This window comes from Nonomuraea sp. NPDC049649, from assembly GCF_040675175.1.
In the GTDB taxonomy this organism is placed as follows: Bacteria; Actinomycetota; Actinomycetes; order Streptosporangiales; family Streptosporangiaceae; genus Nonomuraea.
In genome coordinates this window covers 238,906-252,062 of record NZ_JBFAOH010000009.1, presented here as the reverse complement: position 1 = coordinate 252,062, position 13,157 = coordinate 238,906, and the positions used below count along the sequence as shown (strand labels likewise).

Annotated in this window: 9 protein-coding genes; 8 read left to right on the top strand and 1 reads right to left on the bottom strand. The window is 71.8% G+C overall.

Features of this window, described 5'->3' with window-relative positions:
- Positions 1-123 precede the first annotated feature (123 nt).
- From AB0J42_RS15560 to AB0J42_RS15540, 5 genes are all read left to right on the top strand, one after another.
- Positions 124-747: an anticodon-binding protein gene (locus tag AB0J42_RS15560; protein WP_364294030.1), complete on the top strand. Its 624-nt coding sequence runs from the start codon at positions 124-126 to the stop codon at positions 745-747.
- Between the two features lie 117 nt (positions 748-864).
- Positions 865-2,247, top strand: coding sequence for a diaminopimelate decarboxylase (gene lysA, locus AB0J42_RS15555; protein WP_364294027.1), 1,383 nt, complete (start codon positions 865-867; stop codon positions 2,245-2,247).
- On the top strand, positions 2,244-3,533 hold the full coding sequence (locus AB0J42_RS15550) for a homoserine dehydrogenase (RefSeq protein ID WP_364294024.1): 1,290 nt from the start codon (positions 2,244-2,246) through the stop codon (positions 3,531-3,533). Before lysA ends, AB0J42_RS15550 begins: the two co-directional genes overlap by 4 nt.
- Positions 3,534-3,757: 224 nt before the next feature.
- Positions 3,758-4,837 carry a glycosyltransferase gene (locus tag AB0J42_RS15545; RefSeq protein ID WP_364294021.1) on the top strand — a complete coding sequence of 360 codons (1,080 nt, stop codon included), beginning with the start codon at positions 3,758-3,760 and terminating at the stop codon, positions 4,835-4,837.
- On the top strand, positions 4,834-6,459 hold the full coding sequence (locus AB0J42_RS15540) for a glycosyltransferase (RefSeq protein ID WP_364294018.1): 1,626 nt from the start codon (positions 4,834-4,836) through the stop codon (positions 6,457-6,459). The genes AB0J42_RS15545 and AB0J42_RS15540 overlap by 4 nt, the downstream gene beginning before the upstream one ends.
- A gap of 410 nt (positions 6,460-6,869) precedes the next feature.
- Here the strand turns inward: AB0J42_RS15540 and AB0J42_RS15535 are convergent, their stop codons facing one another.
- The gene (locus tag AB0J42_RS15535; RefSeq protein WP_364294015.1) at positions 6,870-8,348 is read right to left on the bottom strand and encodes a glycosyltransferase; all 1,479 of its coding nucleotides are present in this window, start codon (positions 8,346-8,348) and stop codon (positions 6,870-6,872) included.
- A gap of 157 nt (positions 8,349-8,505) precedes the next feature.
- Here AB0J42_RS15535 and thrC point away from each other — a divergent pair, with 157 nt between their 5' ends.
- The 3 genes from thrC (at position 8,506) to rho (ending at position 13,046) form a co-directional block, all read left to right on the top strand.
- Positions 8,506-9,564: a threonine synthase gene (thrC, locus tag AB0J42_RS15530; RefSeq protein ID WP_364294012.1), complete on the top strand. Its 1,059-nt coding sequence runs from the start codon at positions 8,506-8,508 to the stop codon at positions 9,562-9,564.
- 145 nt (positions 9,565-9,709) lie between these two features.
- Positions 9,710-10,615, top strand: a complete 906-nt coding sequence (gene thrB, locus AB0J42_RS15525) for a homoserine kinase (RefSeq protein ID WP_364294009.1) — start codon at positions 9,710-9,712, stop codon at positions 10,613-10,615.
- Between the two features lie 457 nt (positions 10,616-11,072).
- On the top strand, positions 11,073-13,046 hold the full coding sequence (rho, locus tag AB0J42_RS15520; RefSeq protein WP_364294006.1) for a transcription termination factor Rho: 1,974 nt from the start codon (positions 11,073-11,075) through the stop codon (positions 13,044-13,046).
- Positions 13,047-13,157: the final 111 nt, after the last annotated feature.

The following is a 13,157-nucleotide window of genomic DNA, read 5'->3' as shown; positions in this document are numbered from 1 at the left end:
GAACCGGGGGCGGTGGTGTCATGCGGGCCGTCGAGCGGCGACCGGACTAGACCGTCACCCCGGCTCCCGCCGAGTCCCTTCACCAAGCACCGTAGTGGTGCCTGCGAGAAAGAGGGTGCCCTAGTGACCGTCCGGCGGCTGGCGGAGGTGCTGGGGGAGGCGCCGGTGCCCGAGGGGTCGTGGGAGCGGGAGGCCGTCTACGTCTCGGCTGCCGCGCTGCGGCGGGGGGTGCCGCCGGAGGAGCTGGCCGCGCGGGTGCGTGAGGTGCCGGGGGTGAGCCGGGCGGAGGCGCTGCCCAGCGGGTTCGTGCGGGTGGTGGTCGCCGTGCCGGGGGCGCTGCTGGACGAGCTGGAACCGCCCGTGCTGGCCGAGCCGGAGTGGCCGGACTTCCCTCGTACGTGGGAGAACCCCGGGTTCGTGGTCCGCTACGGGCACGCGCGGGCGGCGGCCGTGCGGCGGTGGGCGCGGGAGCTCGGGGTGCCGGAGAGCGGGTTCCGGCCGGAGCTGCTGTCGTCGCCGTACGATCGAGCGGTCCTGCGGGTGCTGGCCGAGCTGCCCGGTCGGGCGGTGAGCCGGGATCCGGGGTGGGCGAACTGGCTGGTGCGGCTGGCGACGGCCTACCACGACGCGCACGAGCGGGCCCCGGCGGTGCCGATGGGCGACGCGGAGCCGGAGCCGGTGCACACCGCCAGGGTACGGCTGGCGGCTGCGGTGGAGAGCGTGCTGATCGGACCCGACCGGATATGAGAAATATCCGTCGATACCGTAAAAAAACGTAAAATCTTCGGCAGCTGACGGGGCCCGGCGTCTCGAAAGGTGGGCACCGGGCACGGGCAGAGGGGCCGTTCCGATAGCCTCAATCGGGTGAGTCGATTCGCCCATCCCGCAGGGGACCGGCATGCCGAGCCGCCGCCCCACGAGCGCCCCCCGCTGGCGCCCGACGACCTCAATCGGATCAACCCCGCGATCTGGCCGCGAACGTCCGGCCGGACCGGCGGGGTGCTGACGGTCGGCGGGGTGGACGTACGCGATCTGGCCCGCGAGCACGGCACCCCGCTGTACGTGCTCGACGAGGAAGACGTGCGCTCCCGCATGCGCGACTACGTCACCGCGTTCGCGGGCTCCAACGTCCACTACGCCGGCAAGGCCTTCCTGTGCAAGGAGATGGTCCGCTGGCTGGACGACGAGGGCCTGGGCCTCGACGTGGCCAGTGGCGGCGAGCTGGCCGTGGCGCTCAGCGTCGGCTTCCCGCCCGAGCGCATCACCCTCCACGGCAACAACAAGTCGGTGGCCGAGCTGACCCGTGCCCTGGAGGCCGGCGTCGGCCACGTCGTCGTCGACTCGTACGAGGAGATCGCCCGGCTGGGCTACCTGGCCGCCGAGCGCGGCCTGCGGCCCAAGGTCATGGTCCGGGTGACCACCGGCGTCGAGGCGCACACCCACGAGTTCATCGCCACCGCCCACGACGACCAGAAGTTCGGCCTGTCGCTGAGTTCCGGCGCCGCCGCCGAGGCCGTGCGGCGCATCCTGGAGATGCCGTCCCTGGAGCTGGTCGGCCTCCACTCCCACATCGGCTCCCAGATCGTCGACACGGCCGGGTTCGAGGTGGCCGCGCGCCGCCTCACCACGCTGCTCGTGCAGATCAAGGAGGAGCACGGCGTCGTGCTGCCCGAGCTCGACCTTGGCGGCGGCTACGGCATCGCCTACGTCGACGGCGACGAGGCGCTCGACGTCAAGACCATCGCCGACAGCCTGCGCGAGATCGTGCAGAAGGTCTGCACCGACGCCGGGCTGCCCGTGCCTCGCCTCACCGTCGAGCCGGGCCGCTCCATCGTCGGCCCCGGCGGCATCACGCTGTACGAGGTCGGCACGATCAAGGACGTCGAGGGGCTGCGCACGTACGTGAGCATCGACGGCGGGATGAGCGACAACATCCGCACCGCGCTCTACGGCGCCGAGTACACCACCGTGCTGGCCAGCCGCGAGAGCGACGCCGGGCCCATGCTCAGCCGCGTGGTCGGCAAGCACTGCGAGAGCGGCGACATGATCGTGCGCGACTGCTACCTTCCCGCGGACCTCGCGCCCGGCGACCTCATCGCGATCGCCGCCACCGGCGCCTACTGCCGGTCCCTGGCCAACAACTACAACTACCTGCCGAAGCCCGCCGTGGTGGCCGTCGCCGACGGCCGGGCCCGGGTGATCGTGCGGGGCGAGACCGAAGACGACCTGCTGAGGGGGCAAGTGTGAAACCGTTGAAGGTGGCCATGCTGGGGTGTGGTGTGGTCGGCTCCCAGGTCATCCGCCTCATGCGGGAGCAGCACGACGACCTGGCCGCCCGGGTCGGAGCCCCGCTGGAGCTGGCCGGCGTCGCGGTGCGCCGCCTCGGCCGCAAGCGCGACGTCGAGATCGACCCCGCCCTGCTCACCACCGACGCCGAGGCGCTGGTGACCCGCGACGACGTCGACATCGTGATCGAGGTCATCGGCGGCATCGAGCCCGCCCGCTCGCTCATCGTCGCCGCGCTCAACCGGGGCAAGGCCGTCGTCACCGCCAACAAGGCGCTGCTGGCCGAGGACGGCGCGAGCCTGTACGAGGCGGCCAGGGCCGGCCGGGGCGACCTCTACTTCGAGGCCAGCGTGGCCGGGGCGATCCCGCTGCTGCGGCCGCTGCGCGAGTCCCTGGCGGGCGACCGGGTCAACCGCGTGCTCGGCATCGTCAACGGCACCACCAACTACATCCTCGACAAGATGGACTCGACCGGCGCGTCCTTCACCGACGCCCTGGAGGAGGCCCAGACCCTGGGCTACGCGGAGGCCGACCCCACCGCCGACGTGGAGGGCTTCGACGCCGCGGCGAAGGCCGCCATCCTGGCCGGGCTCGCCTTCCACAGCCGGGTCACCGCCGAGCAGGTCCACCGCGAGGGCATCACCGAGATCACCGCCACCGACGTGGCCTCCGCCAAGGCGATGGGCTACGTCATCAAGCTGCTGGCCATCTGCGCCCGTTCCGACGACGGCCGCTCGGTGGGCGTCCGCGTCCACCCCGCGATGATCCCGAGGTCCCACCCGCTGGCCGGGGTGCGCGAGGCGTACAACGCGGTCTTCGTCGAGGCCGAGTCGGCCGGGCAGCTCATGTTCTACGGCAAGGGCGCGGGCGGCGCCCCCACGGCCTCGGCGGTGCTCGGCGACCTGGTGGCCGTCGGCCGCAACCGCCTGGCCGGGGCCCGGGGGCCGGAGGAGTCCACGTACGCGTCGCTGCCCGTCCACCCGATGGGCGAGACCGTGACCCGCTGCCACGTCGCCCTGGACGTGGCCGACAAGCCGGGCGTGCTGGCCCGGGTGGCGGAGCTGTTCGCCAAGCACGACGTGTCGATCCAGACGGTGCGCCAGGAGGGCTACGGCGACGACGCCCAGCTCGTCATCGTCACCCACCGCGCCACCGACGCCGCGCTCTCGGCGACGATGGAGGGGCTGCGCGAGCTCGACATCGTCCGGGCCGTCGCCGGCGTGATGCGGGTCGAGGGCGACGACTAAGCACCGATGTTTCCGTCCCGTGATCGGCGCGGGCTGATCACGGGACGATTTCGGGCACTACGCGTAATCTTTCGCTGGAGATGTCACTACGCGTTGAAGATGCTGAATGTGCGCTGGGACCTCCCTTCGGGGTTTCCGGGAGAAGCACACGAATGAGTACTTCTGTGTCAAAAGCGGCGTAAGGTAGGCGCCGGTCGCGTTTCCGGTACTCAGGAGCAGCATCGATGTCCCTCACCCCCTGCGGTTTCGCGCGCACGCCGGAGAAGGGGCTGGCCCCTCTCCGCTGGCGTGACGGCGAATGGGTCGTGGACGGGCAGGAGGAGTCCGAGGAGGCGCTGCGGGCGCTGCGCGGGCTCGAAGTGGCGTGGCCGGAGCGGGAGGTGCCGCTCGACGGCCTCATGCGGCTCGCGGGCGCGGGGGTGCCGCTGACGGCGGTCTCGGCCCCCGCGTGGGTGCCCGCCGAACTGCGGGACGTGCTCACCGACCGGGCCTGGCTGGCGCACGAGCCCGACGGCACCGCGCGCTGCCTCGCCGACCTCAGACGCGAGGAGCACAGCATCCGGCTGCGCCGCCTGGCCGCGCCGCGCCCGCCGGCGGATCCGCTGGTCAGCATCGTGATGGCGACCAAGCGGCCGGAGTTCGTGGCCTCCGCGCTGGAGCAGATGGCCCGGCAGCGCGGGGTGCGGGCCGAGGTGGTGCTCGGGCTGCACGGGTTCGCGTCCGAGCGGGTGCGGGAGGCCGTCGAGGGCTGCCCGCTGCCGGTGAGCTGGGTGGAGGCCGACGACGAGGTCCCGTTCGGCGAGGTGCTGAACCGGGCCGCCGCCCGCGCCGAGGGCGACTACCTCACCAAGTGGGACGACGACGACTGGTACGGTCCCGCCCACCTGTCCGACCTGCTGATGGCCGTCGCCTATTCGGGGGCGGACGTGGTCGGCGTCGCGGGCGAGTTCTTCTATCTGGAGCCGCTCAACCTGACGATCAGGCGCACGACCTTCGCGAGCGGGGCCGCGTACCGCAGTGAGGTGTGGTCGGACCACGTGGCAGGCGGGACGATCTTGTTGTCTCGGGAGAAATTTCGAGAAATAGGAGGGTTTCCTGCGGTGCGTTCGGCAGTGGACAGGGAGTTTCTCAAGGCCGCGTCCGGCGCGGGCGCGCGGGTGTACCGCACCCACGGGCTCGGATACGTGCTGCGCCGCGGGCTGAGCGAGCAGCACACGTGGCGGCTGCCGCTGGCCCACTTCGTCAAGGTCGCCGCCAACCAGTGGCACGGCTTCCGTCCCAGCCTGCTGATGGAAGCGGCATGAGAGTACGCGGCAACGACTACCGGGCCCTCCGGCCGGACGCCGACTTCACGCCGGAGCTGCGCGTCAGCGTGGTCATCCCCGCCTACGGCGGTCAGGACAAGCTCGACCTGGTGCTCGCCGGGCTCGCCAGGCAGACCTACCCGGCCGAGCTGACCGAGGTCATCGTCGTCGACAACGGCAGCACCCCGCCCCTGCGGCTGCCCGCCGACCACCCGCCGCACACCCGGCTGATCCGCTGCGAGACCCCCGGCCGCGGCAGCGCCCGCAACGCCGGGCTGGCCGAGGCCGAGGGCGACGTCATCCACTGGCTCGACTCCGACGTCGTCCCCACCCCCGGCGCGGTCGCGGCCCACATGCGCTGGCACCACGCCGCCCCCTACCTCGCCGTCACCGGCTACCTGCGCTTCTCCGAGGCCCCGCTGCCCGAGAAACTGCCCGACGACCTCGAGGCGTACTTCGAACCCGCCGAGCCGCACGCCTGGCTCGTCCGCCTCATCGAACGCACCGACGGGCTCACCAAGAACACCGACCGGCCCTTCAGCCTGCACGTCGGCGGCGCCACCTCCGTCGGCCGCCGCCTCATCGAGGCCGCCGGGCCCATGGACGGCGACCTCGTGCTCGGGCAGGACACCGAGATGGGCTACCGGCTGATGCAGGCCGGGGCCGTGTTCGTACCCGAGCCGGAGGCCCGCGCCTACCACCTCGGCCCCACCATGCGGATGAGCCACAAGGAGCGCATCGACCGCGTCAGCTACGCCCACGTCGCCGACCACATCCCCGCCTACCGCTGGCTGCGCCGCCACCCCGACCGCAAGTGGAAGATCCCGTACGTGGAGGTCGTCGTCGACGGGACCACCGGCTTCGACGGCGTGCGCGCCACCGTCGACGCGCTGCTCGCGGGGACCATGAACGACCTGCGCGTGGTCGTCGTCGGCCCCTGGGACACCCTCGAACGCGACCGCCGCGCCCCGCTCCGCGACCCGAACCTGGAACTGGTGCTGGTCCGCGGCCACTACGAGCACGAGAGCCGGGTACGGCTGGCCACCAGTGACGAGGCCGACCCCGCCGTGCCGTACGTGCTGCGGCTGCCGCCCGGCTGGGTGCCCGGCGAGGACTCCGTGGCGGCGCTGCTCGAACTGGCCCGCGAGGACGGGCTCGGGCTGGTCAACGTCCTGCTCGACGAGACGGCGGACGGCATCGTCGCCGCCCGGCTGGAACGCAACGCCTACTTCGCCAGGGCCCGCATGCTGGCCCGTCCCGGCGAGGAGCTCGACGACGTGGTGGACGAGGTCTCCGGCATCGTCTGGGTGTCCGGCGAGACCTACGGCTTCGCCACCGAACAGCCGGAACCGCAGGGCCGCCGCAGCGTCTACCGGGCCCGGCTCGCCGCCAAGGCCGAGGCGCAGCGGCTGGCCAAGGAGGCCGAACGCATCCGCGCCGACGTGGTGCGCTGGCGCGACGAGGCGGCCAAGTGGCGCAAGAGCGCCGTCGAGTACCGCCGGGAGATCGCCGCCCTCCGCAAGGAAGTGGCCGGCCTCCGCCGCGACCTCGCCGCCGAACGCCGCACCCGCAACCTCCGCACCGCCTTCTCCGCCCGCGTCAAACGCGCCCTCCGCAAGTAGAAACCCGAGCACCGCCCCCGCACGCGGCCCGCTCGTTCGTGCTGGCCACCCACCGCACACGGTCTGCTCGTTACGGGGCGGGTGTGGGGGCGCCACGTGCAGGCCCGATCCCCGGCGCGGGGAGGGTGTCATCTCCGCGTGCGCCTTCGTAAAGGGCGGTGTGGGCCTCCGCGTGCAGGCCCGCTCCTTCGCGCGGGGTCGGTGCCGTCTCCGCGTTCTCGGCCGTACAGGGCGATGTCGGCCTCCGCGTGCGGGCCCGCCCCTCCGGGCGGGTGCCCCCGCTCCCAGGCCGGTCGTTCGTACGGGGTGGGTGAGATTTCCGCGTGCAGGCCCGCACCTCCGCGTGCTCGTTCGTACGGATGAGTGCGGCTCTCCGTGTGTGGGGGCTGGTCGTTCGTACGGATGAGGGGTCAGTCGGGGCGGAGGGCCGATTTGAGGCGGCGCAGGAGGGTGCGGCCGGGTTCGGGGGCGGCCGGGGCGGGGGCCGGGATGGTGACCGGGGGTGGGGGCTGCTGTGGTTTGGGCTTGGGCCAGTAGCGGTCGGGGGCGACGTGGCGGACGCCGTGGGTGGTGGCGATGACGGTGTCGAGGTCGTCGCCGGGGGAGGTGGTCAGGAGGAGGGCGCGGGCGAGTGCGGAGGTGCGTTCCAGGCGGGCTTCGCGGCCGTCCGGGAGGTCCACGATCAGGACGCCCGTCAGGTCCTTCTGCACTGTCTCGATCATGCGCTCCAGCGTGACCCGGTGCAGCGGCACGTCCACCGGCCCCCGGTAGCGGAACGGCGTGGGCGCGGGCGACGGCGCGGCCTCGTCGATGAGCCTGATCCGGGGGTCGTGGCCGAACACCTCGCGGAGCTGCCACAGCTCGAACAGCGGGTCCGACAGCACCGGCCGCCGCCCCTCGCGCAGCGTGGACCAGGGCGCGACGAGCGTCACCACGACGTCGTGCAGCTTTCCGTCGAGCGCCGCCGACACCGCCTCGCGCACGACCGTCTCGGAGGCGCCGGCGACGTCCAGCACGACCTCCACGTACGGCACCAGCCACTGCCGGCCGCGGTCCTTGCGCAGGTCGCGGCGGAGCGGGATGCGGTGCGCCAGGTACGGCTGGACGGCCCGCACGGCGCGCTCCCGGTCGCGGTGCTGCGCGGGCAGCCCGAGGTGGACGGCCAGGGCCTCCATCGCCGGTACGAAGACGACGCCGTGCATCGCCAGCCGGTAGGCGAACTCGGTGTCGCCGCCCCGGTGCACGTGCGGGTCGAGGCCGCCGACGGCGTGGAACACCTCGCGCGGCATGGCGACGGTCGGCCCGGTGCAGACGTGGTAGGGGTTGCGGCTCTTGCGCAGCCCGTCGGTCTTCTCGATCGTCGCCTCGGTCGAGCTGGGCGACGCCTTGTCCAGGTCGAACAGCTCGTCCAGGCGGCGGGCCCGGTACACCTGGCGGGCGGTGAGCTCCGGCACCTCGACGAACCGCTTCATCCCGATCGTGACCAGGTAGTCGGTCACGTGGTGCCAGCGGGCCATGGCCTCGATGTGCTCGCGGCAGGGCACCATGTCGGCGTCGAGCCGCTGGATGATCTCGCCGTCGGCGGCCTTGGCACCGGTGTTGACGGCGTTGGAGATGCCCCAGCCGGAGGCCGGGCGGACGATCCTGGTGTTGTCCGGGCGGAGCTCGGGCAGCTCGATGGGCGGCTCGCTGCCGTCGTCCACGACCAGGACCTCCATGAGGTGGCCGGGGTACGTCTGGGCCGCCAGCGCGGCGAGTACCAGCTCCAGATGTTCCCCGCCGTGGGCGGGGATGACCACGCTCACGGACAGTTCCGGAGACCAGGAGCCGAGCTCCGGCGGCTGCAAGGCGGAATAGTCGTTCTGCGGGACAGCAGGACGCGCGTTCATGTGGTTGACCCCCTGGCGGGAGACCTTATCGGGAGTTGCTGGGAATTTGCTGAATTATGACGCTGCGGGGTGAGTGGCGATGTCCTCCCCGGCCACCCCCGCACCCCCGCCGACCCCGTACACTCGGTGCCGAACACCGCAGGTAGGGAGACATGACATGAGCAGGTCCTGGCGTGGCCTCATCGAGGAGTACCGAGAGCGCCTTCCGGTCACCCCCAAGACGCCCGTCATCACGCTGCTCGAAGGGGGCACGCCGCTCGTGCCCGCCCACCGTGTCTCCGCCCTGACCGGATGCGAGGTCTACCTCAAGGTCGAGGGCGCCAACCCGACCGGCAGCTTCAAGGACCGCGGCATGACCATGGCCATCAGCAAGGCCGTGGAAGAGGGCGCCAAGGCCGTCATTTGCGCCTCCACCGGCAACACCTCCGCCTCGGCCGCCGCCTACGCCGTCCGGGCCGGCATCACCTGCGCGGTGCTGGTGCCGCGCGGCAAGATCGCGATGGGCAAGCTGGCCCAGGCGCTCGTCCACGGCGCGACGCTGCTGCAGGTCGAGGGGTCGTTCGACGACTGTCTGGAGATGACCCGCAAGCTGTCGTCCAACTACCCGATCGCGCTGGTCAACTCCGTCAACCCGTTCCGCCTCCAGGGCCAGAAGACCGCCGCCTTCGAGATCGTCGACGCGCTCGGCGACGCCCCCGACATCCACTGCATCCCGGTGGGCAACGCGGGCAACATCTCGGCCTACTGGATGGGCTACCAGGAGTACGCCGACGACAAGGTGGCGACCAAGCGGCCGCGCATGTTCGGCTTCCAGGCCAGCGGCGCCGCGCCCATCGTCGACGGCGCCCCCGTGGCCCGCCCGCAGACCATCGCCACCGCCATCCGCATCGGCAACCCCGCCTCCTGGCAGCTCGCCACGTCCGCCAGGGACGAGTCCGGCGGCCTGATCCAGAAGGTGACCGACCGGCAGATCGCGGCCGCGTACAAGCTGCTGGCCCAGGAGGAGGGCGTCTTCGTCGAGCTGGCCTCGGCGGCCAGCGTGGCGGGCCTGCTCCAGGCGCACGCCGAGGGCCTGGTCGAGCCGGGCCAGCGGATCGTCTGCACGGTCACCGGCAACGGGCTCAAGGACCCCGACTGGGCGATCTCGGGCGCTCCCGCCCCCATCACCGTCCCCATCGACGTCCACGCCGCCGCCTCGGCGCTCAATCTGGCCTGACGCCCGCGTTCGCGCGGGACGCCGTCTTGCGGCAGGCTGGCTCTCAGCCGCGCATCCACGCCGGCCTGTCCGAAAAGCGGAGCGGGGATCGCGCGACAGGCCGTCGCGTTCCGGGGGCCGCGGAGTTCACGGGGAGAGGTGAGGAATGAGGACCGTCCAGGTACGGGTGCCGGCGACGTCGGCGAATCTCGGACCGGGTTACGACACGCTCGGGCTGGCGCTGGCCCTGTACGACCACGTCGAGGCCACGGTCACCGACGAGCCGGGCGTGCTGGTCACGGTCGAGGGCGAGGGCGAGGGCGCGGTCGACACCGGCGAGGGCCACCTGGTCGTCAAGGCGATGCGCAGGACGTTCGACCGGATGGGTGTGGCCCAGCCGGCCGGGATCCGGCTGCGCTGCCGCAACCGCATCCCGCACGCGCGGGGGCTCGGCAGCTCGTCCGGCGCCATCTGCGCCGGCATCCTGGCCGCGCGGGCGCTGGGCGGCGGCGAGCTGAGCGACGACGCGGTGCTCGCGCTCGCCACCGAGATGGAGGGCCACCCCGACAATGTGGCTCCGTGCCTGGCAGGCGGCCTGACGATCGCCTGGATCGAGCATGACGGCACACCACGTATGGTGAAGCTGACGCCCGACGCGCGCATCCGTCCCGTCGTCGTCGTTCCATCGGCACGTTTGGAGACGGAGACCGCTCGGGGGTTGCTTCCGAAGGATGTGCCCCACGAGGACGCCTCCTTCAACACCGGCCGGGCCGCGCTGCTGATCGCGGCGCTGACCCAGAGACCGGATCGGGAGTTGCTGCTCGCCGCAACCGAGGACCGTCTGCACCAGCCTTACCGCGCGCCTGCCATGCGGGAGAGCGCTGATCTGGTAAAACGGCTCCGTGCAGTGGGCGTGCCCGCCGTCGTTTCGGGAGCGGGTCCCACGGTTCTTGCGTTTTCGACATCGGATCCGCAGGATTTGATCGCGCCAGAAGTGGGTAATGACTGGCACATCCAGCAAATGGACGTCGACCCGATTGGTGCGAACGTTCAGTTCCCCGAGACACGCTGATGCCTCTCTAGACCTTCAGGGAATAGCCGTGTGCGCTGGTGATGTTAGGCTGGTAGCCGCACCAGGTGCCCCCTTTGATGGGTGCGTGCTTGTCAGCCAAACATCGCTGCATCATGCTTCACGTCGCGAGGCGTGGGCGGCGCGGCTGTCTCCCCGGAATCCGTCGCCTCCGGTTGGCCCACACCCGGTTGGCCCGAAGCGAGGTGGCGCCGACGGGGACGTGCGCGTTCGATACCTCGACATCTGGTTGTCGGCAGCAATCTGGGGGGTTCCATCCACACGCCACGGTCCCGTGGCGGCTTGGACGAGCCCCTTGCCAAGAGAGGCGACCGTCCCAAGCGACGGCCGAAGATCGCAAATGTGCACCCCGACCCGGTCTGTCCCGCCGGATCGCAAGCACCTCCGGGACGTTCGGCCGAATGAAGCCGGCGCCCGACCCCTGGGAAGGACCTTTTAGTTGAGCGACACCACCGAACTCCTCTCCGACGCATCAGGCACCTCTGCGGCGTCCGGCGACACCCCCACCCGCGCCGCGGCCAAGCCCCGCGCGCGTCGCTCCGGCACCGGCCTGTCCGCCAAGGTGCTGCCCGAGCTGCAGAAGATCGCTGCCGAGCTCGGCATCAGCGGGACCGGGCGGATGCGGAAGAGCCAGCTCATCGCGGCCATCCAGGAGAAGCAGGGTGGCGGTTCCGGAGAAGGCGCGGCGGCTCCCGCCGCCGAGGCCCCCGCCGCGGCCGAAGCGGCGCCCGCCACGGAGCGGCCCACCCGGACGCGCAGGGAACGTTCCCGTACCCAGGCTGCCGAGGAACCCGCCGCGCAGACCACCGCCAAGGCCGCCGAGAAGGCCGCCGAGCCGGCCACCGCCACGGCCCCCGCTGCCGCGCCCGCTCAGCCCGAGCCCGTGGCGGCTCCGGCCGAGCCCGTCGCCGAGCAGCAGGAACAGCCCGCACAGCCGGCCCAGCCCTCCTCCGACGCCCACCAGGGCGAGTCGCGGAGCGAGCGCGGTGAGAGCCGGCGCGAGCGCCGCAGCCGGGGCGAGCGGCGTGACCGCAACGGCAACGACCGCAACGGAAACGGCAACGGCAACGGCGGCAACGGCAACGACCGCGGCGACCACCGCGGTGACCACCGCTCCGCCGACAGCGGCAGCCGGGGCGACCAGCGCGGCGGCGACCAGCGGGGCGACGGCGACGACGACCGCGGCGGCCGCGGCCGCCGGGGCCGGTTCAGGGAGCGCAGCCGCGGCCGCGGCCGTGACCGCTTCGACAGCGCCGAGCCCGTGATCGGCGAGGACGACGTCCTCATCCCGATCGCCGGCATCCTGGACATCCTCGACAACTACGCCTTCGTCAGGACCAGCGGCTACCTTCCGGGCAGCAACGACGTGTACGTCTCGCTCGCCCAGATCCGCCGCAACGGCCTGCGCAAGGGCGACGTCATCACCGGCGCGGTGCGCCAGCCGCGCGAGGGCGAGCGGCGCGAGAAGTTCAACGCCCTGGTCCGCCTCGACACCGTCAACGGCATGGACCCGGAGCAGGCCCGCAACCGGCCCGACTTCAACAAGCTCACCCCGCTCTACCCGCAGGAGCGCCTGCGCCTGGAGACCGAGCCGAACATCCTCACCACGCGGATCATCGACCTCGTCTCCCCGATCGGCAAGGGCCAGCGCGGTCTCATCGTCTCCCCGCCGAAGGCCGGAAAGACGATGGTGCTGCAGGCGATCGCCAACGCGATCACCCGCAACAACCCCGAGTGCCACCTCATGGTCGTCCTCGTCGACGAGCGGCCGGAAGAGGTCACCGACATGCAGCGGTCGGTGAAGGGCGAGGTCATCCACTCGACCTTCGACCGTCCCGCCGAGGATCACACCACGGTCGCGGAGCTGGCGATCGAGCGCGCGAAGCGCCTGGTGGAACTCGGCCATGACGTGGTCGTCCTGCTCGACTCGATCACCCGCCTCGGCCGCGCCTACAACCTGGCGGCCCCGGCGTCCGGGCGCATCCTGTCGGGTGGTGTCGACTCCACGGCGCTCTACCCGCCCAAGCGCTTCTTCGGCGCCGCCCGCAACATCGAGAACGGCGGCTCGCTGACGATCCTCGCCACGGCCCTGGTCGAGACCGGGTCCAAGATGGACGAGGTCATCTTCGAGGAGTTCAAGGGCACCGGCAACATGGAGCTCAAGCTCAACCGCTCCCTGGCCGACAAGCGCATCTTCCCCGCGGTGGACGTCGACGCGTCCGGCACCCGTAAGGAAGAGATCCTCATGGCGCGCGAGGAACTTCAGATCGTCTGGAAGCTGCGCCGGGTGCTGCACGCGCTCGACATGCAGCAGGCGCTGGAGCTGCTCCTCGACCGCATGAAGGAGACCAAGTCCAACGCGGAGTTCCTGCTCCAGGTCCAGAAGACCACGGTCAACAACGACCGCGACTGACGGCCTGCCACGGAACGGGCGGCGGGGGAGCCCCTGCCGCCCGCTCGTGTTCCCGCCGGCGTCAAGATCCCGGGGAATGCCGGGCGGCGCTGGACGGTTGGAGCATCTGGC